This window comes from Polyangium spumosum, assembly GCF_009649845.1.
In the GTDB taxonomy this organism is placed as follows: Bacteria; Myxococcota_A; Polyangia; order Polyangiales; family Polyangiaceae; genus Polyangium; species Polyangium spumosum.
On sequence record NZ_WJIE01000011.1, the window covers coordinates 270,911 to 295,825 of the forward strand.

The window sequence follows — 24,915 nt, forward strand, 5'->3', positions numbered from 1 at the left end:
CTCAGAGCGGCGCGACCTTCAGCCAGAATCGCGGCTCGTACGTGAAGAGCGTGTTCACGCTGCCCGACCCCATGACCGCGAAGCCGAGGGGCGTGAAGCCGATGGCGAAATGCGAGGTGAGCGGGAAGCCGAACGCGACCTGGAACCGGGAGCCGAAGCCGTTCGCCGGCTCGAAGTAGGGCGCGTCGAAGACCACGCGCGTGTAAAACGGCAGCGCCGTGGCCTCGAGCTCCGCGTACCGGCCGAGGCCCGTGACGAACCGGATCGGCACGCCGATCCCCCATTGTGTCGCGTCGCCCGTCCCCACGAAGCGCCCTTCGAGGCCCACCTCCATGCGCTGCCGCGGCCCCGTGGCCACGCGGAACGTGGCTTCGAGGTCGACGAGCGCGCCGTCCTTCACCGCGAACCTGCCCGGCGCGAAATACCCGCCGGCCGCGAGCCCGATGCCGAAGCGTCGCTTGTTGTAATCCTTCTGCGGATCCGCGGGCCTCTCCTCGGGCGGCAGCTCCTCGGCCGGCACCGATCTCACGGGCGTCGAGCCCGCGGCGCCCGGAGGCGGCGGATACGGGTAGGGGTAAGGGTAGGGATAGGGCGCCGCGCCCTGCGCAGGCGGCGGATACGGGTAGGGGGGAGGGTACGGATAAGGCGCCGCGCCTTGCGGAGGCGGATATGGGTACGGATAGGGCTTCGCGCCCTGCGGCGGCGGCGGCGGCGGGACGCTGGATGGCGTCGCGGCCGGAGGAGGGGTTTTTCCGGCGGGAGGCGGCGGGGGTTGTCCGGTCGAAGCAGCGGGTTTCGCCGGTTGCGCCGGTTGCGCCGGCTGCGCCGAGGCCTCCGCGGGCAGGAGCAGCGCCGCCGCCAGCATGGCCGAGGCCAGGGACAACCGCGGGCCACGCCGGGCGAGCAGCACGGCCGCGCCCACCCCGAAGAGCAGCACGATCGACACCACCTGCGCCGAGCTCAAGGGCCCGTACGTCCCGCGCGACGCGTCGCCGCGCAGCAGCTCGACCAGGAACCGCCCCACGGCGTAAAGGCCGATCCACGTGGCGAACGCCCGCCCGTCGCGCCGCGGCCCGCGTAGCCACAACGACGCGAGCGCCGCCGCCACGAGCCCCACCGCCGCCTCGTAGAGCTGCGTCGGGTGCACGGGCAGGCTCGGCGCGCCGCGCGGGATCCAGCCGAGCGCCGCGTGATCGAGCGCCGCCGGGCTGTCCACCGGGAATCGCACCCCGAAGAGCCCCGCCGTGGGCTTGCCGTAATCACAACCCGCGAGGAAACAGCCCGTCCGCACGAGCCCGTACGAGATGCCGCAGAGCGGGACGGCCCGATCCAGGAAAGGCAGCGCCTTCGCGCCCCCGCGGCGCAGCACCACCGCCGCCGCGAGCGCCGCCACGAGCAGCCCCCCGTACGCCGCGCGCCCCACGCGGAAGAATGGCTGGATCGATCCTGCCGCGAGGGCCTCCGGCAACATCCGCAGCCATTCGAGGACGTATCCGCCGAGGAGCGCCCCCGCGTACGCCGCGACGAGCGCTCGACCTTCGAGCCCCACGTCGGCGCCGTCGCGCCGCGAGAGCCTCTGCGTGATGGCCGCGCCGATCAGCGCCGCGAGCCCCACCATCACCATGTAATCGGGCGCGAGCCACCCGGGCAGCCCGTGGCGCTCGAGCCAGGCGACGACGAGGCTCCTCATGGCCGCCTCCGTCGCGAGAGGAGGTACAGATACGCGATGGGGAGCGACAACCAGAACGCCGTACCTACCGGCGAGGGCACGGGCGATTGCCCGGGCCGCCGGGCGACGGCGCAATTGCTGCCCTTGCAGTTCTGGTTGCAGTCCTTGCAGTTCTGGTTGCAGTCCGAGCAGTTCTCATTGCACTTCGAGCAATTGTCGTTGCACTTCGAGCAATCCTCGTTGCAGCCGTCGCACGAGCTGCCCGAGCAACCCCCGCAGCTCGACGACGACCCGCTGCTCCCGCCCGACGAGCCCTGCGACAGCGTCCCGTCCGCGAGGCATTGCTCGAGCAGGCTCATGCAATCCGTGCTCGCCAGGAAAGCGAGCGCGTCGTCCCGCGTCACCACGGGCAGCGCCGCGCAGGCCGAGCCGCCCGACTCCACGCACGCCCGCACCCCGTCGATGTTCATGAGCGCGAGCACGCAGAGCGCCGCCGCGTTCGACGCGCCCTGGTTCACCCACGTGCACTCCGCGTTCGCGTCCGCGAACGTCGGATCCGTCACGGCGTGATCACACGACGAGCTCGCCGCGCATCCGCACGTCGTCTGCACCTGGAGCGCGCATTGCTCGACGCTGTCGGGCAGCATGTACGGATTGAAATCGACCGACAGGGGCTTCGACCCCGGGAAACCTACGATCGGGACCACGGCCGGGCTCGGCCCGCTCTCCGCGCCCTCTTCCTCGAGCGCTTCGAGCGCGACGAGCCACGACGCATTCACGTAGAGCTTGTCCTCGAAGGCCCAGGCGCCCATCGGCAGGCCCGTCGTCCGCACGATCTCCTGCGCCTCCGACCGCGCCGCGAGCTCCTTCACCCAGCGCCCCGCGCGCCCTCGGAGCGCCGCCTCTTCGAGCGCCGCCGTCGTGTCCCCCGGGCGCCCGCGCATCTTCGGCGGCCCCTCGCTCGTATCGCCGGGCTCCTTGGCCTCCCGCGGCGCGAGGAACATCTCCGCGCCTTCCTGCTCGATCGCGCCGAGCACGAGCGCGTCCTCGCCCTTCTCCTCGCGCGCCTCGTCCGCGGCGCTCGCGAGCGCGTCGAGCGTCGTGACCTCGGGCGGCGGGATCACGAGCTTCTCGTCCACGGGGACCGGGGCGAGGGCCGACTCCTCCAGCCGCAGCGCCACGTCGCGCCGCGTCTCCTTCGGCAACGACGCCATCACCTCGGGCGCCGCGCGCAGCGCGTCCCGCAGCGGGAGCGCGTCATACGGCGGCGCCTCTTCCCCGCAGCCCGCCGAGAGCAACGCGGCGACCCACAGCGCCCCGCACCTCCCCGAGAACCTCCCCAACCGCACCATGGCCGCCCCCTTCCTGCACCGGGCGATCCACGAATAACAGACCCCTCTCCGGGCGCCAAGCCCCTCCGGCGAGACTCATTCTTGCTCGCCGCCACGCGTCACGCCATTTCGGGCCCCGCGCTCGCTGGAAAGGGTCAGCGCCTCCCCTCGAACGGCGCGCCCGGCTTCGCCGCTCCTTGCGCCGCGGCCTCCGGGCAGGGCCCCCGCGAAACGGCGAGCTTCCATTGCGCCCCTTCACCGATCACGATTCGTTTGTCCTGGAATGCCGGCAGGGCGCGTAGCGCCACGAGGGCGGACTCCGATTCTTTGTTTGGCTTGTGAGACCCGCCCACGGGCGCCTCGACGCACCCGACGAGCCCGTCCGCCGCGTCCAGGTGACGGAGCGCCCCGAGCGCCCGAGGCAAAAACTGCGCGACGTCCTGCGCCTCGGCCACGAGGGGCTCGGCGGGGATCACCACGTCCCGCACCGAGACCTCGGTCTCGAGGCTCCGCGACAGGTGCGCGCCGAGCAGCGCGACGCCGGGCTCGCCGAGCTGCGGCCCCTGGTGGACGACCTCGAACGTGATCGGCGCCCCCGCCGGGAACACGACCCGCACATTGAGGAGCGGCCCCGCGGCCGGCGGCCAGGCGTCGTCGAGCGCGCGCGCCACCTCCTCGCGGGTATCGTCGAGCCGCGGCGTCTTCGGCAGCGTGACCACCGGCACCTTCGACGCCTCGATCCGCGACGTCAACGCGTCGAGCGCGGTCGCGTCCGGCACGGCGATCACCTGCACCTTGGGCACCGTCCCTGCGATGGCCGCGATCCGGCTCGTCAGGTCCTTCTCGAGCTGCGACGCCTCCTCTGCGCGCCCGAGCGTCACGAGCCGGACCGCCACGGCGTCCCGCTCCACCGTCACGCTCGACCGGACCGCGTTCTCCGGCAACGTGCCCAGGATTCGATGAATGCCCGCGCGCACCCGCACCTGCCACGTCACCTGCGCGAGCGCCTCGCGCAGGGGCACGTACACGCCCGCGACGAGCAAGAGCGGCATGAGCACGCGCAACAGCGGGCCGTACTTCAGGCCGAACACGAACCGCAACGCGCGCGCGATCCGCCGGATCAGCCCCTTCTGGTGCCTGTCGAGCTCGATCCGCTCGCTCGTCGACGCGCTCGCCCGGCTGTAGCCCAGGGCCAGGAAGCAGAGGACCGCGAAGAGCAGGATCGCGCAGAAGTTCGCGACGAAGAGCAGCCCGGCGCCGCTCCAGATGGGCTGCGCGCCGGTGCCGACGCCATACCCCACGACGCAGAGCGGCGGCACGAGCGCGATCCCGATCGCCGTGCCCGCCGCCGTCCCCGCGCTGTCCGAGCCGGGCCGGATCGTCGTGTACGCGGCGGCGATCGCGCACAGGGTCGCGATCAAGAGGTCGAGCGCCGTCGGCGCCGTGCGCGCGGCGATCTCCGGCGTCACCTCCTGGAACGGCAGGGCGAGCGTCAGCAGCGCCGCGCTGCCCACGACGACCCCGACGCTCGTGGTCGTCCGGGCGAACGAGCGGAGCACGAGCAGCGGCGAGCCCACCGCGAGCCCCATTCCGAGCTCCACGATCGGCCCCATGAGCGGCGATATCAACATGGCGCCGATGACCACGGCGGTGCTGCCGAGCACGAGCCCGAGCGAGGCGATCCCCATCGCGAGCAGCAGCTTCAGCCAGTAACCCACCGCCTCGCCGGGGCTACGCGCGAGCATCGCGCTCACCGTCGCCTCGCGATCGGCGGGTCCGATGCCGAGCGCGAGCGCGAGCCTGTCCTGCGCCCCGCCGAGCATGTCCAGGAACGACGGCGACTCGACCTCCGCGGTCGTGGGCTCCTGCTTGTCCATCGCGGTTGCGATATCACGCTTCGGCCGTACGTCCACCAAGCAAATGGAGGCGGTTCCCCCGTGAAAACCGCTCGTGGGAGGGTTTGTCGACGCAGGCCCCGCCGCGCGTCAGCGCCGCCGCTCGGCGCGCGCGTGGGCCTCTTCTTCGCGCATCTCCGCCTCGGCCAGCGCCTCCTCCTCGGCCGCGCTCGAACCCACGCGCGCCCCCGTCCCCACGCGCACCCGCGGCCCCGCGAAACGATGCCCCGCCGCGTCGCGCACGTAATACCGGAGCGTCCCGTCGTCGTCGACCTCCAGCGTGACGTGCCCCTCCGGGCGCTTCGCCATCTGCGTGAGCAACGCGTCCGCCTCGGCCTCCGTGAGGTTCACGGCCCGCGCCAGCTCGGCCGGCGTCACCGACCCGGCGTTGCGCTTCGCCACCGCGAAGACCGCCTGCTCGTGCGCGCCTTGCTGACGCTCCTTGCCCGTCTTCCAGAGCATCCGGCCGCCGAGGATGAAGACGAGGCCAAACAGAAGGCTCATCGCGGCGAGGAACCCGCCCACGATCCCCGCCGCCGCCGGGCTCAAGAACGAGAGCAACCCGCCGACCGTGAGCGCGAGCAAGAGCCCCGTGATGAGGACCACCCAGCCGACCACGCTCGCCACGCCGCCGCCGATCTTCGACGGCTGGCCGGCGACGTTGACGGGCGTGTCGTCGAGGAGCGAGCGAGGCGCGCCGCAGGCCGTGCAATACGCGCGAGCTCCTCGCGCGATGGTGGGCGCTTCCTGGCGGCAGTTCGGGCATCTCATCGTTGGTTCCGCAGCTCCTGGCGGCCGAACATAAGGCCCCGATCCACCCGGGGGAAGAGGCGACGAGCGGCCGAGCAGGGCCGCGTCGCTCCTCGCCGTTCAGGGCGAAGGCGGGTGCACGAGGATCCGCTGCGTCTGCTTCCACGACACGAGGTCCGCCGTGCGCGCCGTCGCCGTGACCTCCCAGCGCACCTCGTTGTTCGGCGCGCCAAACGAGGGCGGACCCCGCAGCGGAATGCGGAACATCTCCTGGATCACGGTCACCCGGCCCGGCGGCAGCCGCAGCCTGCCCCGATCCACCAGGCGCCGCTCGCCGTGCAGGGAATGACGGTAATGGCGTGGCTCGTCCGGCTCGCTCGACGGGCGCAACACGACCTCCTGCGCCGAGACCGAGATCACGAGGTCCTTCAGCACCTCCGGCCGCCCCGGCTCGAACGAGACCGAGACCGTGAGCACCTCGCCCGCCCGCACGATCTCCGGCAACACGGCGAGCTCGGGCGGGCCCAGCCGCTCGCGCAAGGTGCGGCGCCGGAGGTGCGCGAAGAGCGCCGAGAGCCCGCCGACGAGCAAAAGCAACGCGAGGATCCGCGTGAACGCCCCCGCGCGCAGGACGAGCAGCGCCACGCTCGCCGCCGCGAGCGACACGCCGACGAGGGGGTGCTCCACGGTCCGCGACTCGTCCCGCTTTTCGAGCGTGGCCTCCGGCAAGGGGCCCGGGTCGTACACGAGCGCGTATTTCGACGGCGCCTTGCGATACCCCGTCGCCGTGAGCGCGCGCGCCTCCTCGGTCCACGGGAGCAAGAGGATCCGCGCCTCGACGCGCTCGCGGGAGGCCCAGCCGAGCTTCGCCTCCACGCGCAGGGTCCAGCTCACCGTGAGGATATGCCCGTGGTAGGTGAGGGGGCCGGACGGCGCGGGGATCTCGAAAGGGACGAGCGTGGGCGCGCCGGGCGAGAGCGCGAGACCCGCGGCGAGCAAGACGGGCGCGCCGCGGCTGGAGAAGGGCTCGCCGCGGCTCTCGACCTCCCAGTCGAGCGAGGCCACGAGCTCGTCGCAGCGGCGGCTCTCCGGACATACGAGCTCCACGCGCCCGGTGATGAGCTCACCGGGCCTGTGGACGGCGTCTTGCCTGTCGAGGTGGATGGAGAGCCGACGCGACACGCGTGGGCCTCGCGCGTGTCAGAAGCGCGCCGAGACGCTGGCGCCGAAGCCGAAGAAGTTCGGGCTGATGAAGCTGCGGAGCGCGACCGTGCCTTCGCTCGGGTCACGCTCGACGAACGTGCCGTTGTTGTCGCGGACGTATTGCAGCCAGAGCAGCGCCGACATGATCGTCGAGAGGTCCCATTTCAGGCTCGCGCGCGCCTGGAAGATGGGCACCGCGCCCTGGTTGACGGGCAGGATGGCGATGTTGCCCTGCTCGCGCACGACGACGGTGCGCGAGATCGGGGCGTTCGACTGGTCCACCGTGGAGGTGGAGAACGTCGACGGGAACTGGAGGCCCGCGCCGAGGCCGACGGTGAGCCGCGGCTTCGGGAGGTAATAATCCGAGGCGAGCGCGAGGAAGAACTCGTTCGCGGTCGCGGCGTCGTTCGGCAGCGACTGGAACGGGATGTAGCTCGGCTGGTTGCGCAGGACGTACGGCAGGTCGCGATAGATGGCCGTGAAGCTGCCGCGCAAGAACCCCGATTTCACGTTGGCCTGGAACGCCGCGGCGCGGGCCTGCTGGAACGTGGTCCCGCCGGCGACGTCGAAATCCTTGACGCGTTGCCAGAGGTTCGTCGCCTCGACCGAGAGCGACCACGTCGTCTTGCCGGGGTTGTAGACCTCCGGCTTGAAGATGATCATCGGCTTGTTCGGGTCGTTCCGATAAAGCGCGAAATCGATCGACTGCGGGACGGGCGTGTTCTTGTCGTGGACGAGGATACGCGTCGAGCCGCCGAGCGTGTAGATGCTCTGCCCCGCCACGTCCGGCAGGTCGAACTTGCCTTGCTGGAAATAACCACCGCCGACGTCGATGTGCAGGTAATCGTTGACCTCGACGCTGCCGCCGCCGAGCAAGCCGTAGTTCGTCTGCCCGATGCGGATCTCCTCGACCTCGCTCGTGCCCGGCGTCAGCGTCTGCTCGACCTGCACGATCGTCGCGGTCTTCAGGCCGAAGAACACGCTCCACTTGTCGCCCGTGTACTCGACCTTTCCGCCGGGCGCGCCGCCCTGCACGCGCGGGAAGATCGATTGATTGATGAACGGGTTCGTGCCGCCCCAGGAGATGTCGTAGAGGTAGCCGAGGCGGAAGCGGTCGGTGTCGAGCGGCCAGAGGGTGACCGAGATGCCCTTCTTGCCGTCCTTCTTGCCGTCCGTGTGATAGAAGGCGCGGATGAACGAGCCGGCGTCGTAGAGCGATTGATTGAGGTTGTTCGTGGCGCGCGCGAGCGACGCGAGGTCGAAGCGCAGGACCATCGACGCCTCGGTGTCGAGGCCCTTGATGAACCCCGGCATCTTCTTGTAGAGCGCGAGGTGCGTCAGGTTCTCGCGGCCGGCGAAGCGCGAGTTCAGGTTGTCGAAGAAGAGCCGGTAGGTCCGCCGATCGCCGATCGAGAAGTCCGGCGAGAGCGGCTGCGCCTGCCCCGTCTGGTGCAGCACGTCGTCGTCGCCCATGACCCACGTCAGGCGGGTATCCATGAAATCGCCGATACGCACGGACGGCGGATTGTTGTCGACCGTCTTCACCGGCGGCGGCTCGGGCGACAGGAGCGGCACCACGACCGGCGTCACGGCCTTCGGCGGCTCGGGCGCGGGCGGCGGCGCCTCGGGCGCGGGCGGAGGTGGCGGTGGCGGCGCCTCGGTCGGCGGCGGCGCCGCGTCGCCCGTCTCCGGGGGCGGCTCGGGGGTCGTCCCCGCAGGCGGGGCCGCCGGTTCCGGCTGCGGAGCCGGCTGCGCTGCCGCGCCGGCGGCCGCGAGGACGAGGGCAGGGATCACGGCCAGGGTGACGCCGGCGGACTTGCGGAGTCGCATGCGGGAATGCATGAGCAATCGAGGGTCCTTCAGTTCGAGCCTTGATCGTTGTCGTCGATGGTCCTGAGGCGAACGCAGGCTTTCGTGGAGGGCACGGTCGCCTCCACGCACCCCTGCGACTGGCACACGAGATCGTCGGGGCAACGCGCCTCGATGGTCCAGTTCAAGGAGCCTCCGGAGAAATTACGCAAGGTGCCGGTGACCGCGTCGAGCAGCTCGCCCTTGTGCCCCGTCGGATCGAAGCTCGCCGCGGTGCCCGTCTGGATCTGGACCTGCGTGGTCCCCTTGAAGACCTTGTAATTGCCGCGCGCCGAATACGACGTCCACTCGGTGCACGCGGGGTCGGCGGAGCAGGCGTCCGAGCACGCGCCCTCGGCCTGGCTCTCGAAATCGACCTGCCCGTCGCCGTTGAGGTCGCAATTCGAATGGTCCGCGTCCGGGACGTTGTCGACGACGGGCTTCGGCCCGAACTTCGTCGCGATGCGGAACCCCTCGATCCGCACGAGGCCGGACTCGAGCTTCTCCATCGCGTCGATGTCCTTGATCGTCGCGTCGTCGAGCACGACGGGCTCGGGCACCTGGCACGTCTCCTCGCCCTCGATCGGGTAATCGACGACGAACGAGGGGAACGAGAGCTCCGTGAAGCCGAAGAACTCGACCACGGTGCCCGTCAGGTACGTCACGCGGTCGCAGACGCGCATCCCGGGCGGCGTGTTGAAGCTGAAGGCGAAGATGTGGTTGTACCCCGTCGCCTGCTCCGACAGGTCCGTCACGTAAAACCCGTCGCTCGCCACGCGCGTCACGACGAGCGGCTGCGGGCGGTCCGTGTTGATCTCGATGGCCTCGTACGGGAAAGGCGTCGTCGCGCCGAAGCCCTGGACGTCGCTGATCCGCGGCAGCTCGTAGGGCACGGGCGGCGAGATGCCGGCCGCGAACGAGCCCGTCCCCTCGTCGTCGTCGTCCGCGAACGCGCAGCCCGGATCGGCGGGGAAATCGATGAGCACGTCGCCGTCGTCGTCCTTGCCATTCGAGCAGGCCGGCCTGTCCGCGAGCGGCACGGGCGAATACCCGAGGTCCTCGACCCAGAGCCGCGCCGGGCCATACACGGCCGTCACGGTGACCGTGCCTTGCGCCTTGCCGTCGACGACGCGGATGTTCCGGCCCGCCGCGCCCTCGCCCGTGACGTCGAGCACGACGCCCGGCTCGACGCTGATCCGCACCGTCCCGTCGAAATCGAGGGGCTCACCATAAGGCGAGCGCGCCTCGAGCTCGAACGCCCACGTGTCCTTGCGATCCCCGCGGTTCGCGGGCAGCGGCGAGGACGCGTCGGGGAGAGCCGCGCCGTTGACCTGCGTGATCCGCACGCGGAACGTGGACGCGCCGCTCAGCGGAGCGACCTCGTCCGTGCAGGCGCAGAGGCCGAGGAGCGAGAGGGCGGCGAGGGACGTGAAAAACTTCATTGCCCGACCATCCGGATACGACCATCGGAGAAGTTCCCGATGTACCGATCGACGCAAGAGAGGTACTTGCAGGTCTCGCCCGCGGTCCTGCAGGGCGCGAGCCCCTCCTCGCATTCACGCTCGACCGAGGCGGACGGCGCGTTCTCGCAGACCGAGCGCTGGAAGGCCGCGACGTCGTCGCGGCAGGCCCGGAGCACACACGTGCCGGCCTCGCAGGGGCGGGCCGGGTCGGACGAGCAGGTGTCGCCTTCGATGACGGATTCGGGGCAGGCGCAGACGAAGTCCTTGTCGAGCTTCGTGCAATCGCCGTCGGTCTTGCAGGCGATGGGCTCGTCGTGGTCACACACGCCGCTCTTCGTGCAGGTGGCCGAGAGGCCGAGGAGCGAGGAGCACTCGTCGGATTGGCTGCCGTTGCCATTCTGATCGGCGGGGCAGGGGGGCCGGATCGTGCAAGGCTCGCCGGCGCGGATGTAATCGACGAGCGCGTCGCGCTGCTGGATCTGCGTGTCGAACTGCGTCGTGTTGCGCTGCAGGACGCGGAAGCCGCTGCCGCCGCCCGCGAGGTAGTTCGAGGTGGCGAGCTCGTAGCTGGCGAGCGAATCGAAGGGCTGCCAGCACACGCCGCCCTCGACGTCGCAGCTCCCGAGGCCCTTGTCGGGGCAGTCGGCGTCGCTCGCGCAGTTGACCTTGGGGTTACGCGCGCCGATGTAGATGTCCGTCGCGACGCCGGGCGGGCCGTCCGGGGTCTTGCGCTGCGTGCAATCGACCACGATACGCGCGCCCGCGATCTGGACCTGCGAGACGCAGCCGCGGCCGGCGGACCTGCGCGCCACGAAATCGAAGAGGTCCTGCACCTCGACGCCCGAGAGCTGCATCTTCGAGATCGAGTTGTCGAAGGGGAAGATGTTGTACATCTGCTCGACGGTGACCGGACCGGGCACGAGATCGGCGCGGATGCCCGTGGTGTTGGTCATCGAGAAATCGGTCTGCACGCCGAGGCGGAGCCACATCGCCGTCGCGATCATGTTGCCGAGGGGCGAGTCGCCGCCGCTCGTCGAGAAGCGCCGCGAGCCGTCCCGCGCATACCCCACGAGCAGCTCCAGGTTCGCGAGCGCGTCGAGGCTCTGCGAATACGGCTCGAGCGTCGCGAGCACGATCGGATCCTCGGGCACGGCCTCCGTCACCGGGAAGAGCCGATAATCGTTCGAGATGACCTCGAAGCCGTTCGCCGGGTCGTACGGGGAGGCGCCGCCGGCCTCGCCCGGGAAATCCTCGGGGTCGTTCGAAACGATGAGGTCGAGCCGGCCGACGTACTTGGCGAACGCGCCGGAGTGGGCGAGGACGACGTCGCGCGGCCGGCAGTAGCGCCGGACCTTGCCGGTCTCCGCGTTCGGATCGTTCAGCTCGATGTAATAGCTGTTCACGGCGGCGTCGTAGTTCGCCGAGCAGTCCCGCACGCGCTTCGGCGGCTGGAGCACGATGTGGTTGTGCCCGCCGAGGATGACGTCGATGCCCGTCGTGTTCTGGATCATGCGCTCGTCGACCTCGAGGCCGAGGTGCGTGACGAAGACGACGACGTCGACGATGGGCCGGAGGAGGTCGGTGTAGAACTGCGCGACCTCGACGGTGTTGAGCGGGGTGATCCCGAGCCGGTTCGGCGCGTCGAAGATCGAGGTCATGCTCGACAGGTTGCCCATGCCGATGAGCCCCACGCGCAGGCCGTCGAGGTTGAAGACGGTGTACGGCTGGAGCTGCGCGCCGAGCGGAGAGGCGCCGGGCTGCGCCGGGTCTTCGAGCAGGTAGTTGGCCGCGAGGACGGGGAAGTTCGCCCAGTTCTGGAGCTGGATCCCGAGGTTCAGGGCGCCGCGGTCGAACTCGTGGTTGGCGACGAGCATGGCGTCGACGCCCATCGCGTCGAGCGCGCGAATCTCGGCCTCACCGGAGAAGAAGTTGAAGACGGGCGCGCCCTGGAAGCAGTCGCCGCCGTCGACGTGGAGGACCCGCGAGGCCCGCGCCCGCTCCCGCCCGACGATATGCGAGATCCGCGCGGCGCCGCCGACGTTGGCGATGCTGAGCGCCTCGCCGAGCCCGAGCCCCGAGTCGACCTGACCGAGCTGCAGGTTGTACGGGTAGAGCCGCGAGTGGATGTCGGAGGTGTGGATCAGGGTCAGGTGGGTCTGACCCTTGAGCTTGGGGGTAGGCGCGGGTTCTTCACAGCCCGAGCCCAGGGCCAAGGTCGCAAAGAGGGGCGCGGCCAGGAGGGGGGCCAGGAGGCGTCGGAAGCGCATCGACGGGGCGTAACCTAGGCAGGATGCCGCCGGTGGCTCAAGGGAAAAACGTGGTGTGTGAACATACTACGGGCGCGAAGGATCCCGGGTTCGCACGAACGCGCGGGAAAAACGGAGCGGTTTCCCCGGCCAGACCGCGGCGTCGCCATCTCCCGATCGTGAGGAGGAGGTTCGTCACGGGATCGTCACCCGGGAGAGCTTGACAGGCAGGTGGTTTGGATCTGCCGGCAGCTCGGATGCGATGAGGAAGGTCGCGTGGGCGAGACAAAACGTTGGGTGGGCGCGACCTGGAGGCGCGTGGGCGAGACTTGGAGACGTGTGGGCGTGTGAGGAGGGTCGCGCGGGCGAGACAAAAAGTTGCGCGCGCGAGACCTCGAGGTCTCGTGGGCGAGACCTGGAGACGCGTGGGCGAGACCTGGAGGCTCGTGGGCGAGACCTGGAGGCTCGTGGGCGAGACCTGGAGACGCGCGGGCGTGTGAGGAGGGTCGCGCGGGCGCGACAAAAAGTTGTGCGGGCGAGACCCGGAGGTCTCGTGGGCGAGACCCGGACGTCGCGCGCGGGGGACTCGAAGGTGTGGTGGGCGGGTAGCGTCCCAGCAAGCACAGGGGGTCGACGTGGCGCGAGCCCGCTCCGACTCCCTCTTTCATCTGTGAGCGATGAACACTACGCTGCGCGCGTGGCCATCGACTGGACCGATGAGGAGCGCAAGAAAGTGGAAGCCGGCATCGCCAAGCACGGGCTCCGCACGGGCCGATGCGCCGCGCTCGCTCGCATCGTGCACCCCGTCGCGCAGCAAAAGGACCCCAAGGCGTGCGCGATCCGCATGCGTCCTCCGAAGGGCGCGACATGGCTGGTGCCGAAGGCATCGAGCATCCCCTCCTGGAAGGGGCATGTGTACGTCGAAACGCGCGAGCACGCTGTTGATGCCGTGACCGGCTCCAAGGGCTACTCCCCTTCGAGCACCTACGTCAATGACCACTGGGACTTCGCCGAGTGGATGCGCATTGATGAGGTGGACCCCGCAACGGTCGACCCGGGCATCCAAGACGTGGACGATGAGTCATGAGCACGCTTCGTGACACGATCATCCGCTGGATCGACAAGCGGACGACTGACATGCTCGCGGCACCTCGTATCTGGGGCTCGGACGAGGCCATCGAGATGCAGGTGCTACTCCTGCTCCAGTTCCGCGCGCTCACCCTGCGTCCCGATTTCGACCACGGGGATCCAGGTGCGCTCGTCGATGCTTACATGGAGTACCTGACCAGGACGTATCCGCAGTGTCCTCATCAGCCACTCCATCAGATTGTCGAGGCCGATCGTCTCGGCTTCAACATCGCCAATGAGTTGAGAAAGGTAGTCCAAACCTTCACGCGGAGCATGCTGGAGGAGAACCCATTCCAGCATAATGACCTCGCCATCCGCCTCGTATTCGAGAAGGGGAGGACGCCCACGACCGCTGCGTTTACGGGCTATTACGAAGAGTTTCGGCGTGCGGCGCGTGCCGTCGCTCGACGCGTCGACAAGGCGGTCGGTCGCGCACCGAAAGGAATTGAGGAAGCGACGGACTTTGCGCTCTCCGACGTACGCGTAACCCCGAAAAATGGTGCACCCGCCGAGGCGCTCCTGTTGCTCGGCGCCGGAGTGCCCTCGGAATCGCGCGATTGGGTCGCCGAGAACGCAGTGCGCAGCGCCATCGTCGACTTGGTCACCATGGGCGAATGGGCGACCTCCGATGCTGATGTCAGCGCGCTCCCCGTCGATGACATGGAGCAACGCAGCCGTACGACCGTCCAGGCGATGCGGATCATCCCTCGCCGCGGCATCATGAAGGCCGAGATTGGAGGCACACTCATCGGGCGTGCCAAACCAGTCGAATTCAGGCCCGAGCACGAACGCCGCTTCCTTACAGTGCTCGGGTCGAGCGCCCCCTCCGAGATGTACGACGAGACGGAGGAGATCCGTGGCATCGACCTCGACCGAGGTCTTGTGATCGTCAACCGGAAAATGCGCCTACCCTGCTACGTGCGCCCGGAACAACTTCAGGAAGTCACCGAGGTAGGCATTCAGGCGCACGTGATGGGTACGCTTTATAAGCCGCTCACAGGACGACCGTTCGTGATCGTGAGCCACATTGTTCCGGTCAACGCTGGGTCGTCGGTCTGACTGGCGCCCGCTCCTGCCACCGCGATAGGGAGACCTGGGGCTATCGTGGGCGCGACCCGGACGTCGCGCGCGGGGGACCGGTCCGGGCTCAGCAGCCCTGCATGCAGGTATCGAACGTGCCGCCCGGCGTCTTGCTGGCGATCTCCTCGCACGTCGCATTCACGATACACGCCGATTCACAGGCATATCGGCCCGTGCACTTGTCCGGATCCGGCTCGGCGCAGACGAAATTGCACTCGTCGCAGAGCTTCTTCGCCGCGGCGCTGCACTGGTTGCCGCCGCCACACGCCGCGAGCGCGTCCTCCTCGATGTCGCAGCCGTCGAAGGTGAACGTCTCGCCGTCCCGGCACTCTGCTTCGCTCTCCACGCAGACGAGCCACGCGTCGTACGGGTCCGCGCAACCCCGGCTCTCGGCCTGCGCCACCGTGTCATTGACGTCGGCGATGCAATCGTCGCGCTCCGCCTCGTTGCAGCCCTCGCACGCGCATTTGAGGTCGCAGATGTCCGCGGCGCTCGGCCCGCAGCCGCCCGCCGAGCCCGCGAACGTGGCGAGCCCGACGCCGAGCGCGAGCCACGCGCCGAGCCTCGTGAGCGGGGAGGGGCGCCCCGATGCGCCGCGTCGATTCCATGCATCCATCCGGCGTTTCCTCCCCCTCACGGGTTCGCGCTCGAGCAGCCGATCACGCAGTTGACGTACGTCGAATTCGGCTGCGGGTCCGTGAGGTCCTCGCAGCTCGCCGCGAGCGCGCAATACGCCGCGCACGCGTCTCCACCCTGGCACTGGGTGTCGCCGCCGCCGCTGAGCCCGCACGACTGGCGCTTCGCGCGCTCTTCCTGGCAGGGCGTCTTGATGAACGTCGCCGACTTCAACGAGCAAGCCCGGAGCGCGTCGGCCTCGTCCGCGCAGCTCGACGAGATGAACGCGCCATTGCCGCACACCCCCTCGTCCACGTAACAGGTGACGTAGCTCGAATACGCGGCGGCGCAGCCCTCGTGCTCCGCGAGGCGCTCGGCGTCCTCCACGTCGTCCGTGCAGTCCTCGCGCTCGCGCTGGCTGCAGCCCTGACAATCGCAGCGCGCCTCGCAATACGACGTCGTGTCGCTCGCGCAGCCCGTGCCCAGCGACACCCAGGAAAGCGCGAGCCCCGCCATCGCCGACGCGACCCACCACCGATGGACCCAGCGGCCCCGCGATCCTCGCACGATGTCCCCTCCGTCGCTCTCGCCGTTCACGGCGCCGTGGGCTTCTGCATGTCCTCGCAGGACATCGGCCAGTAGCCGGTCACCTTCGCCTCCGCGCACGCCGTGCACGCGTTCGGGAACGTGCGCGGCGCGGTCGTCCCGGGGCAGGGCGCCTTGATGCAGCGCACGCCCGTGTCCACCTCGCCGCAGACGGGCCGGTAGTCCCGCGTGCACGCCTGCGTCTTGCGCGACTCGTCCGAGCACGCCTGGAACGCGAGCCTGCCGCCGGCCTGAGGCCGGTCCTCGGGCGGGGGCGCCTCGGTCTCCGTCGCCGTCTCCGCGGGCTTCTCCGGCGGCGGCGCCTCGGCCGTGGGCGCCGGAGCCGCGGCGACGGTCGCCGTGGGGGCCGGATCACCTTGCGGGGGCTGCGTCGAGGCACAACCGAGGGCGAGCCCAGCGGCACACAGAACGAGGGAAGCCAGGATTTTCATGAGGACCGCGGCTTTCTATCCGTTTTCCCTTGCCGCTTCAAGGCGAGGTTATACTCGCCTGCATGTCCTCCCCGCGCACGCCCTCCTCGGTCTTCGTCGCCCGCCGCCGCGCCCTCGCCGAAACGTCACCCCACCCGGCGCTCGTCGCGGCCGGCCTGCCCCCGTCGCGCCAGTATCGCGCGAACACCTACCCGTTCCGCGCCAAGAGCCACTTCCTGTACCTCGTCGGCGAGCACCTCGCGGGCGCGGCGCTGCTCGTCACGCGCGGCCGGCAGATCCTGTTCGTCGAGCCCGAGGCCGACGGAGACGCGCTCTGGCACGGGCCGCGCCCGTCGTTCGAGGAGCTCCGCGCGAGGCACGCCGTCGACGAGGTCCGCGCGCTCGCCGACGTCGACGTGGTCCTCCGCGAGCTCGGCGCGCCCGTGGCCACGCTGCCGGTCGAGGACGCGCCGAGCGCCGCGTGGCTCTCGGCCCGGCTCGGCCGGACGATCACGTCCTCGAGCGGGGACAAACTCGAGGCGGGCGGACCCGACGCCGCGCTCGCCGAGGGGATGATCACGCTCCGGCTCCGGCACGACGAGGCCGCCGTCGCGCAGCTCCGCGCCGCGGGCCAGGCGAGCGCGCGCGCGCACCTCGCGGGCATGCGCGCGACGCGCCCGGGAGGCACGGAGGCCGAGGTCTGCGGCGCCATGATCGGCTCGCTCCGGCGCGAGGGCTTCGAGGACGCCTACGGCCCGATCGTCACGGTGCACGGCGAGGTCCTGCACAACGAGCACCACCACGGAGAGCTCGCCGCGGGTGATCTCTTGCTCGCGGACGTGGGCGGCGAGACGCCCGAAGGATTCGCGGGCGACATCACGCGCACCTGGCCCGTCTCGGGCACGTTTTCCCCCACGCAACGCGCGATCTACGACGTCGTGCTCGCCGCGCAGCGCGCCGCCGTGGACAAGGTTCGTCCGGGCGTCCGTTACCGCGAGGTGCACGAGACGGCCAAGCGCGTCATCGTCGAGGGCCTCTGCCACCTCGGGATCTTCCGCGGTGATCCGGGCGGCCTGCTCGAGCGCGGCGCGGCGGCGATCTTCTTCCCGCACGGCATCGGCCACCTCATCGGCCTCGACGTGCACGACATGGAAGACCTCGGTGATCGCGCCGGCTACGCGCCCGGCCGCGCCCGCTCGAAGAATTTCGGCGACTGCTACCTGCGGCTCGATCGTGACCTCGAGCCCGGCATGGCCGTCACGATCGAGCCCGGCTTCTACCAGGTCCCGGCGATCCTGCGCGACGCGCGGTACGTCGGCGCGGTCGGCGACGATCTGCGCCGCGACGTGCTCGCGCGGTACGCCGACGTGCGCGGCATCCGCATCGAGGACGACGTGCTCTGCACGAGTGGTGATCCCGAGGTGCTGACGTCGCTCGTCCCGAAGGACGCCGCCGAGGTCGAGGCCGCGATGCGCGCGTGAGCTTCGCCCCCTCTCCGCTGCGCGGAGAGGGGGTTGGGGGGTGAGGCTAGTCCCGGTAAGGGTTCGCGGCCTCCACGTTTCGCTTCTGCGCGCGGGCCTTGTCGACCCCCGTCGGTTTCGCGGCGGCGGCCTTCTTCGCGCCCGCGATCGTGCGCGTTTGCCCCTCCAGATCCTGCACGATCGCCTCGGCGCGGCCCGCCGGCGCCGCCTCCCTCGCCCGCGCGGCGACCTCGCGTAGCGCCTGTTCCTGCGCCGCGAGCTTGGCCTCCGCCTCCTCGGTGCGGCCTTGCTCGAGCAGCTCGTTCACCGCGTCGAGCGTGTCCGCCGTCCGGGTCCGCGCGATCCGCGTCGCGAGGATCGGATCGAGCTCCGAGCCCGCCTCGCCGTCCGCGCCGATGCGCACGTCGAGCTTGCCGCTGCACGAGCCTTCCCCGCCCGCCTTTCGATCCTCGAACCGCAGCCCGACGTCGGCCACGGGCCTGATCCCTTCGGCCTCGGCCGGCACGCGTAGCTCGAGCAGCAGCGTCTTCGTGTCGCCCGCGGAGAAATTGCCGAGCGGCACCGTGAGGCGCTGCCCGCTCCGGCGGAAGGTGCGGTCGAAGACGCGCGTCAGCGTGACGCCCTCGGCGAGATCCACCGTCACGGAGGCCGAGAGCGCGACGGTCTTGCGGAGCCTCTCGGCCTCGTCGAGGAAGACACGCTCGAGCGAGGCGGCGTCCTCGATGAAGTGGTGGCGCCCGCCCGCGTGCAGCGCGATCGCGCCCAGGATCTTCTGGTTGTACGAGATGCCCACGCCGATCGTGCTGACGCCGATCCCCGCGTCCCGCGCCGACCTCGCGATCGCCTCGAAGCCCGGCACGTCGCGCACGCCGGCCGTCGCGTCGCCGTCGCTGAGCACGACCATCCGATCGGCGGCGCTCGTGCTCTTGCGGAGCTCCTCGACGCCCGCCTGGATGCCACACGAGATGCAGGTGTCGCCGCCGAGGGAGATGTTCTCGATCGCGGACTTGATCGCGCCGCGGGTCGAGGTGTTCACGGTGGTCATGGAGACGTCGGTCGTCGGGCGCGTGTCGAACGAGACCACGCTGACCCGATCGCCGTCTTCGAGGTGATCGACGGCCGCGTTCGCCGCGGCGAGCGCGCGCGGCAGCCTCTCGCCCTTCATCGAGCCCGAGCGGTCGATCACGATCGCCAGGTGGTTCTCGGCGACGCGCCTCTCGCCCGCGTCGGCGTCGGCGTGGACCTCGACCATCACGTACGTCGTCCGCGTCCCCCCTTTTTCGAGCCGCGCGTGCCCGATCCGGCCCTCCAGACGCAGCGTCGCGCCGGCGCTGAAGGTCGCGGCGACGTCCGGCGTCGTCGTCTGCGGCGCCTCGTCGCCTGGCCGCGCCTCCTGGCCTGCGCCGGGCCTCGATTCGCCCGAGGAAGCGGGGGCGAGGAGGTACACGGACGAACCGGACACCAGCATGCCGAGGGCGCTCAGGAGGGCGACGCTGTGGAGCTTCATGGGGGCCCTTCAGACGTACCACGGCCCGGGAAGATCCGTCTGCCGGGGGCTCGTTCGCCTTCAGCGCCCCGAGGCCGCGCGCAGCATGCTCAGGCGATCTTCCGGGGTGCTCACGGCGTGCAGCTTGCCGTGGCGCACGTCGAGCACGCCGAAGACGTGCCCCGGGCAGATGCGGCCGAGCCGGCCTGCGAGCAGGCTCAACATCACGCTCGTGCGGCGCGGCGTGAGCGGCTCGCCGCGGAAGTACATCTTGATCACGTGGGGCGTCTCGTCGATCGCGAGCCCGAGCTCCGGGTTCACGTCGACGTCGTGCGCGCCCATGCGATAGCTGGTCCGGGGCGGCTCGAACCATTTCATCGGGCCCGTCGCGAGGAAGCGGCGGTAGCCCTCGATCACGCGCGCGAACACGCGGCGCTTCTTCTCGCTCGGCTCGCGCGCGGCCACCACGTCGAGCGTCGCGGGCAGGAGGCTCTCGCGGTGCATCGTCACGATCGCGTCGCGCAGCGGGTGATAATAATCGGGGGACGAATCTCCCTTGCGCTCCTTCAGCGGATCCGCGTCGCCGCCCGCGCCAGCCTCGAGCACGAAGTCGACGAATCCCGTCAACGAGATTCTATCCATGATCCCTCCGCCAATTCTTCAGGCCAAGCTGCCGTCTGGGTACCGGCACACGCTTCCATACCACGGATCGCCTCGCGCGGACGCGCCGTGCAGGCTCTCCCTGACGAAAAATGTCCGCGCGGTCCCAGGCTGCGTAAAAAATTCGCGTTACAGCGCTTCGTAGATCGTCGAGAACGCGGCGGCCTCGCCGCGCAGGAGCACGTCCAGGCGCGGATTCGGCGCGTCCTTGGCGGCGACGAGCTTCGCGCGTGGCACGTCGAGCATCGTGATCACGTGATTCGGATAGAGGCGCGAGAGCCCGCTCGTGAGCAGCGCCAGGGCGACGGCGCTGCGCCTGGCGGCGAGCGGCTCCTGGCGGAAATAGAGCTTGACGAGGTGGGGCTTCTTGTCGATCACGAAGCCGACCTCGGGGTTCAGGTTGATCTCCAGGTCGCCGAGCTTCATTGCGCCGCGCGGGGGCTCGAACCACCGCTTGTCGCCCGAGGCCAAAAACCTCCGGTATCCGGCGACGACCTGCGGATAGATGCGGCGGCGCTTCTCGTCGGTCTGCGCCGCGACGACCGCGTCGAGGACGGACTCACACTCGCCCCGCCGGTGCATGCCCACGATGCCCTCCCGGATCGGGCGATAAAAGTCCGTGGAGAGCTCGTCCTTGCGCTCCTTGTATTCGCGGACGCCGGTCAGCTTGGGTGTCCCGGATCTCAGCACGAAGTCGACGAAATACGTCAGCGAGACCTTCTCCATGGGGATCCTCCCGTGCGGTGCCGGCCAGGAATGCCGGCCCCCCCGAGGCCGACATCACGATTCCATATTTATCACGAACGTGATCCGAATGCCGCCCTCGTTCGAGGTCGATGCGACGAAGAATGTCCCACCTGAACCTGGAATCTGCGCGATCGGGTGCTCCGCTTCCGCATCCAAGGCGGCCTCCACGGATCATGCGCGGACGCATTATGTCCCACGCGATGGACGCGCCGCGGCAATGATGGGTCGCGGAATGTCCGCGCGGGCCCCCGCGGAGCCCTCGATCGGTCGTTCTCTTTCCGAGGGGTTGACGCCGCTCGGGGACCGTGGAACGGGCGGGCGAAAGGAGGTCTCTCCGTGAAGGCAATCGTCATTCAGGGCTCGTTCGGGCTCGGCTCCCTCGCCGAGGTCACGCTGCCCGATCCCAGGCCCGGGCCCGCCGAGGTCGTCCTAAAGATGCGGGCCGCGTCGCTCAACTATCGTGATCTCATGACCGTGCGGGGGCAATACAACCCCCGCCAGCCCCTGCCGCTCGTGCCGCTCTCGGACGGCGTCGGCGAGGTGATCGAGGTGGGCCCCGCCGTGACCCGCGTGAAGAGAGGAGACCGCGTCTGCCCCATCTTCACGCAAGCCTGGCAGGACGGCGAGCTCGACGCCGAGAAGCTCAAGACGACGCTCGGCGGGCCCCTGCCCGGCGTGCTCTCGGAGCTCTTCGTGGCGAGCGAGTCGGGGCTCGTGAAGGTGCCCGACCACCTCTCGGACGAGGAAGCGGCGACCCTGCCCTGCGCGGGCGTGACGGCGTACAATGCGCTTTTTTCATCCGGCAGCGTTCGTCCGGGCGATACGGTGCTCGTGCAAGGCACGGGCGGCGTGTCGATCTTCGCGCTGCAGCTCGCCCGCCTCGCCGGGGCGCGCGTGATCGTGACGTCGAGCAGCGACACGAAGCTCGAGCGCGCGAAGGCGCTCGGCGCGTGGGCGACGATCAACTACAAAACGACGCCGGACTGGGACAAGAAGGCCCTCGAGCTCACGGGCGGCGCGGGCGTCGACCACGTGGTCGAGGTCGGCGGCGCGGGCACGCTCGCGCGCTCGATGCGGGCCACGCGGATCGGGGGCACGGTGAGCGTGATCGGCGTGCTCGCCGGCGCGGCGCAGGAGATGAACGTGCTGCCGATCCTGATGAAGCACCTCCGGCTGCAGGGCATCATGGTGGGCTCCCGCGTGATGTTCGAGGCGATGACCCGCGCGATCGACGCGAGCGAGCTCCGGCCTGTGATCGACGAAAGGACGTTCTCTTTCGGCGAGGCGCGCGAGGCGCTCGCCTACATGGAGAGCGGCGGGCATTTCGGGAAGATCGTGCTGCGATTCTGAGGCGAGCGCGTCAGGCTCGTTCGAGGTGCACCCTCGTGCAAACGACCCGGAAGCCCACCCGCTGCACGTTTCGTTCGGTGGGCTCGCCGGGGAGCGAGCCGATGGTCGCAACGCTCGCCCCGCGGGCGCGCGCCTCGACGAGCCGCGCGCGGATGAGCGCCTGCTGAATGCCGCGCCTGCGCCACGCGGGCAACACGCTCGTCCCGAAGAGCGCCGCGACCTCGCCCCGCACCTCGGCGCTGCCCGCGCCCACGGCCTCGCCGCCGGCCCAGGCGATCACGCTGATCGAGCGCGGGTCTTTCACCATGCGCATGCTGACCTCGCGATCGGCCGCCGACATGGGCTCGCCCTCGGGCCGGAAGCCGCTCCCGGCCACCTCGACGAACCGCGCCTCCTCGCCCGGCGCGACCTTCCGGACGACGATCCCCTCGGGCGGCGCGGCGCCGGCCCAAAGATCCTCGTCGGAAGCGAGCTCGCGCGCGAGGAGGTTCTCGAACCGCGCGAGCACGAAATTGCGCGCGGCGAGCATGGCGAGCAGGCTCGGATCCACGTAGGGCGAGAGCTCGACCCGGACGGGGACGTTTTTCCCTGCGTAGAATGCCTCGATCCGATCGAGCTCCTGGGCCGTGACCGGCCCGGACAGACCAATTCCGAGGACGACGTTGCAAAAGGATCCGGGCCCCGCGAAGCAGGCGATCCCGCCGGCGACGCGGATGGATTCGGGCGCGATGGAGGCGAAGCCTTCGACCTGGCGGGCCTCTTCGAGGCGGGCGATGTCCTGGGCGGTTCTCATGGGCAACCTCAGGGGGGCGGGGACAGATGGGAGGTGGAGTTCAGCGCCGCTTGGCGCGTTCGTCGGGGCGTCGGAGCGCGGCGTCGATGGTTTCGGCCAGGCGGGGGGCGGTTTTTCGGAGGATCTTGAGGGTACAATCACCGTCGAGAAAGCTACGGAAGTGGGTTTGCTCGTCGTCGAAGGCGGCGGGGTTCAGCTCGGCGAGGCGTTTCCTCACGGCGCGGGCGATGAGCGGGGCTTTCTTCGAAATATACTGCAAATCGACCATGCCCTCGGTGAATGGCTCGTACCAGGCGAGGCGAGCCGCGAGGATGTCGTCACCATCTCCGAGGCCCAGCGTCCTCAACGTGAACAGCGCGTCGTCCCGTCGATGCAGAGGTATTCGCTCATCAACGACGATGAGCTCGAGGGTCGGGAGCAGGATCTCGAACCAATCGTCCTGAACCTCGAAAGGATCGAGGATCCTCCGGTCCCAGGTCCCCTTGGCTTGGTTCATCTCCAGGTCGGCGCGCCTGTAGTTGCTCCATTCGTACGTGAGCGCTCGTCCCTCGCGCGACGATTTGCTCAGGTAATGATCCACGGTTGGGCGGGACGTCCACATGACCGAGTAGGCACACAGGTCGTCGAAGGCGCTCGTCAGATCACCCAGGCACAGGGTCCAATGTGCCGGAAAGCTCTTCGGTTTGGCGTCTGGATTTGCTTCCAGCCATGCCTTCCCTGGTCCACGGATCTCGTCATCGAAGGAGGGAGGCTCTGGAGCCCTCTCGAAGCGCCTCATGCCCCGGGCTTCTCCATGAATACGAGCCAGCGGGGCCAGAATGGATCCTGTCCGGGGAGCGTGTGATGCAGCGCTTGGTCGATGTCCTCGGGAGTCTTGTGAAATTGCGGTTCTTCGCCTCGCATCACGGCCTTGGCATCTTCGATGGCCCTCTCGGCCTCGATCGAGCGTGCCATGGGGAGCTTGAACACGTGGGATGTGAGCCATCGGGAAGCATCGCCGCGCGTGACGAGCTCTTCGGCGTCGAGCACCACGCGCCCATCCTTCAGGTCGAAGACGAACAGCTCGTCCGTCTCGTCGTTCCAGTGGGGCTCCAGGGAGGCGAGCACCATGGGAGCGTGGGTCGTGATGTGCGCCTGGACTTGCATGCCTTCCCCGAGTCCTTCGAGTACCTCGAGTAGTGCGGGCAGGATTCGTCGTTGCCACTCGGGGTGGAGGTGGTTCTCGACCTCGTCCATGAGGAAGACGATGTTTCTCACGGGCTCCTGTTTGAGGAGCCGGCTGGCTTCGATATGCTCGTGCCAGGCCCAGACAGTGAGGTAAGCCAGGCTAATGATACGGCGCAGGCCAGCGGAGGCGTGGATGATGGGGACGTTGCCGTAGCCCACGTCGATCGTCGGAAACTCGCGCGCATCATCCACGAAGAGGCGTACGGCCCTGGCCGGACGGATCAGCTCACCCCCCGCTGGGTTCGGCGAGAGGATCTCCAGAATTCGGCAAAGGTGCGCAAATGCCTGTCCACTGGGCGTTTCCGGTTTTCTCTCCTGCCATGTCACCCAGTCTGCAATGAGTCCACGGATGATGTCTCGGCCGTTCTGTCGGGAGCCATGGATAATTTCATTTGCCGAGAAATGAAAGACGACCTCGGACATCGAACCGAGCAACATGCTGCGAGCAGGATCCCACATCGCGACACTACCGTCGACGCGGGCATACATGACGAGCGCATCAGGCGATACAACGAAGTCGCTCCATTGCTGCCGCTGATGGTCGAATTGCGCTGCGGCGAACCCGTTGGAATTGAACTCGATCCTCGCCTCCTCCGCATCCGCCCTCGGCCAAGCCGGCAGCCCCGCCCACGTCCCGCTCAGCGCCCACCAGATCACATCCAGGACAAAACTCTTCCCGAGCCCGTTGTCCCCGGTCATCACGTTGATCCGGCTCCCGAACTCCATCTCAATCTCTGGAGCCGGCCCGACACCCACGAGCTTCAGCGAACGCAGCATGACCCACCCCTCTTACCAGACTCTCCCCCTCCCCCCAACCCCCCCTACCCACGGTCTGGTTGTCCTGCGCTGGAACGAGGCGCCGGGCCGGGCCTTCACGGGCGTGGGTGGTGGGTCCTGCTGTTCGAGGGCCCGCAGGGCCCGAGTTCG

21 protein-coding genes are annotated in these 24,915 nt (G+C 69.4%); 4 read left to right on the forward strand and 17 right to left on the reverse strand.

What is annotated here, in order from left to right; all coding sequences use genetic code 11:
• Position 1: 1 nt before the first annotated feature.
• The 8 genes from GF068_RS46555 to GF068_RS31900 all read right to left on the reverse strand — a co-directional run bounded on the left by GF068_RS46555 (position 2) and on the right by GF068_RS31900 (position 12,426).
• Positions 2-1,690 (reverse strand): prolipoprotein diacylglyceryl transferase, encoded by a 1,689-nt coding sequence (locus GF068_RS46555; RefSeq protein WP_153823275.1) that lies wholly within the window; start codon positions 1,688-1,690, stop codon positions 2-4.
• Positions 1,687-3,021 (reverse strand): DUF4215 domain-containing protein, encoded by a 1,335-nt coding sequence (locus GF068_RS31870; protein ID WP_153823276.1) that lies wholly within the window; start codon positions 3,019-3,021, stop codon positions 1,687-1,689. The genes GF068_RS46555 and GF068_RS31870 overlap by 4 nt, the downstream gene beginning before the upstream one ends.
• A gap of 134 nt (positions 3,022-3,155) precedes the next feature.
• A complete protein-coding gene (locus tag GF068_RS31875; protein ID WP_153823277.1) occupies positions 3,156-4,877 on the reverse strand; it encodes a DUF389 domain-containing protein in 1,722 nt (573 codons plus the stop codon).
• A 108-nt stretch (positions 4,878-4,985) separates the two neighbouring features.
• Positions 4,986-5,666 (reverse strand): hypothetical protein, encoded by a 681-nt coding sequence (locus GF068_RS31880; RefSeq protein WP_153823278.1) that lies wholly within the window; start codon positions 5,664-5,666, stop codon positions 4,986-4,988.
• A 99-nt stretch (positions 5,667-5,765) separates the two neighbouring features.
• Entirely contained in the window at positions 5,766-6,827 is a 1,062-nt protein-coding gene (locus GF068_RS31885) for a hypothetical protein (protein WP_153823279.1), read from the reverse strand.
• An 18-nt stretch (positions 6,828-6,845) separates the two neighbouring features.
• On the reverse strand, positions 6,846-8,678 hold the full coding sequence (locus tag GF068_RS31890; RefSeq protein ID WP_153823280.1) for a hypothetical protein: 1,833 nt from the start codon (positions 8,676-8,678) through the stop codon (positions 6,846-6,848).
• A 29-nt stretch (positions 8,679-8,707) separates the two neighbouring features.
• Complete coding sequence (locus GF068_RS31895; protein ID WP_153823281.1) at positions 8,708-10,138, reverse strand: hypothetical protein; 1,431 nt, start codon at positions 10,136-10,138, stop codon at positions 8,708-8,710.
• Positions 10,135-12,426, reverse strand: a complete 2,292-nt coding sequence (locus GF068_RS31900) for a bifunctional metallophosphatase/5'-nucleotidase (RefSeq protein ID WP_153823282.1) — start codon at positions 12,424-12,426, stop codon at positions 10,135-10,137. The genes GF068_RS31895 and GF068_RS31900 overlap by 4 nt, the downstream gene beginning before the upstream one ends.
• Before the next feature lie 676 nt (positions 12,427-13,102).
• Here GF068_RS31900 and GF068_RS31905 point away from each other — a divergent pair.
• Together GF068_RS31905 and GF068_RS31910 are read left to right on the forward strand one after the other, a co-directional pair.
• Positions 13,103-13,492, forward strand: a complete 390-nt coding sequence (locus tag GF068_RS31905) for a hypothetical protein (RefSeq protein WP_153823283.1) — start codon at positions 13,103-13,105, stop codon at positions 13,490-13,492.
• Entirely contained in the window at positions 13,489-14,592 is a 1,104-nt protein-coding gene (locus tag GF068_RS31910; RefSeq protein ID WP_153823284.1) for a hypothetical protein, read from the forward strand. The genes GF068_RS31905 and GF068_RS31910 overlap by 4 nt, the downstream gene beginning before the upstream one ends.
• 88 nt (positions 14,593-14,680) lie before the next feature.
• Here GF068_RS31910 and GF068_RS31915 read toward each other — a convergent pair whose 3' ends face one another.
• Genes GF068_RS31915 through GF068_RS31925 form a run of 3 tightly spaced genes read right to left on the reverse strand, consistent with a single transcriptional unit; the run spans position 14,681 to position 16,265 of the window.
• Complete coding sequence (locus GF068_RS31915) at positions 14,681-15,229, reverse strand: hypothetical protein (RefSeq protein ID WP_153823285.1); 549 nt, start codon at positions 15,227-15,229, stop codon at positions 14,681-14,683.
• 17 nt (positions 15,230-15,246) lie between these two features.
• Positions 15,247-15,825 (reverse strand): hypothetical protein, encoded by a 579-nt coding sequence (locus tag GF068_RS31920; RefSeq protein WP_170319793.1) that lies wholly within the window; start codon positions 15,823-15,825, stop codon positions 15,247-15,249.
• Complete coding sequence (locus GF068_RS31925; protein WP_153823287.1) at positions 15,822-16,265, reverse strand: hypothetical protein; 444 nt, start codon at positions 16,263-16,265, stop codon at positions 15,822-15,824. The genes GF068_RS31920 and GF068_RS31925 overlap by 4 nt, the downstream gene beginning before the upstream one ends.
• A gap of 62 nt (positions 16,266-16,327) precedes the next feature.
• On the opposite strand from GF068_RS31925, the gene GF068_RS31930 reads away from it, so the two are divergent.
• Positions 16,328-17,725 (forward strand): aminopeptidase P family protein, encoded by a 1,398-nt coding sequence (locus GF068_RS31930; RefSeq protein WP_153823288.1) that lies wholly within the window; start codon positions 16,328-16,330, stop codon positions 17,723-17,725.
• Between the two features lie 46 nt (positions 17,726-17,771).
• On the opposite strand, the gene GF068_RS31935 is transcribed toward GF068_RS31930, so the two are convergent.
• The 3 genes from GF068_RS31935 to GF068_RS31945 all read right to left on the reverse strand — a co-directional run bounded on the left by GF068_RS31935 (position 17,772) and on the right by GF068_RS31945 (position 20,597).
• The gene (locus GF068_RS31935) at positions 17,772-19,232 is read right to left on the reverse strand and encodes a vWA domain-containing protein (RefSeq protein ID WP_153823289.1); all 1,461 of its coding nucleotides are present in this window, start codon (positions 19,230-19,232) and stop codon (positions 17,772-17,774) included.
• Positions 19,233-19,292: 60 nt separating this feature from the next.
• Entirely contained in the window at positions 19,293-19,853 is a 561-nt protein-coding gene (locus GF068_RS31940; protein WP_153823290.1) for a hypothetical protein, read from the reverse strand.
• A gap of 147 nt (positions 19,854-20,000) precedes the next feature.
• Positions 20,001-20,597, reverse strand: coding sequence for a hypothetical protein (locus GF068_RS31945; RefSeq protein WP_153823291.1), 597 nt, complete (start codon positions 20,595-20,597; stop codon positions 20,001-20,003).
• Positions 20,598-20,954: 357 nt separating this feature from the next.
• Between GF068_RS31945 and GF068_RS31950 the strand changes: the two genes are divergently transcribed.
• Positions 20,955-21,968 carry a zinc-dependent alcohol dehydrogenase family protein gene (locus tag GF068_RS31950; protein ID WP_338046655.1) on the forward strand — a complete coding sequence of 338 codons (1,014 nt, stop codon included), beginning with the start codon at positions 20,955-20,957 and terminating at the stop codon, positions 21,966-21,968.
• A 10-nt stretch (positions 21,969-21,978) separates the two neighbouring features.
• Here the strand turns inward: GF068_RS31950 and GF068_RS31955 are convergent, their stop codons facing one another.
• The 3 genes from GF068_RS31955 to GF068_RS31965 all read right to left on the reverse strand — a co-directional run bounded on the left by GF068_RS31955 (position 21,979) and on the right by GF068_RS31965 (position 24,765).
• On the reverse strand, positions 21,979-22,761 hold the full coding sequence (locus GF068_RS31955) for a GNAT family N-acetyltransferase (protein ID WP_153823292.1): 783 nt from the start codon (positions 22,759-22,761) through the stop codon (positions 21,979-21,981).
• Positions 22,762-22,801: 40 nt separating this feature from the next.
• Positions 22,802-23,362 carry a hypothetical protein gene (locus tag GF068_RS31960; protein WP_240807676.1) on the reverse strand — a complete coding sequence of 187 codons (561 nt, stop codon included), beginning with the start codon at positions 23,360-23,362 and terminating at the stop codon, positions 22,802-22,804.
• Between the two features lie 173 nt (positions 23,363-23,535).
• Positions 23,536-24,765, reverse strand: coding sequence for an AAA family ATPase (locus GF068_RS31965; RefSeq protein WP_153823294.1), 1,230 nt, complete (start codon positions 24,763-24,765; stop codon positions 23,536-23,538).
• Positions 24,766-24,915 lie beyond the last annotated feature (150 nt).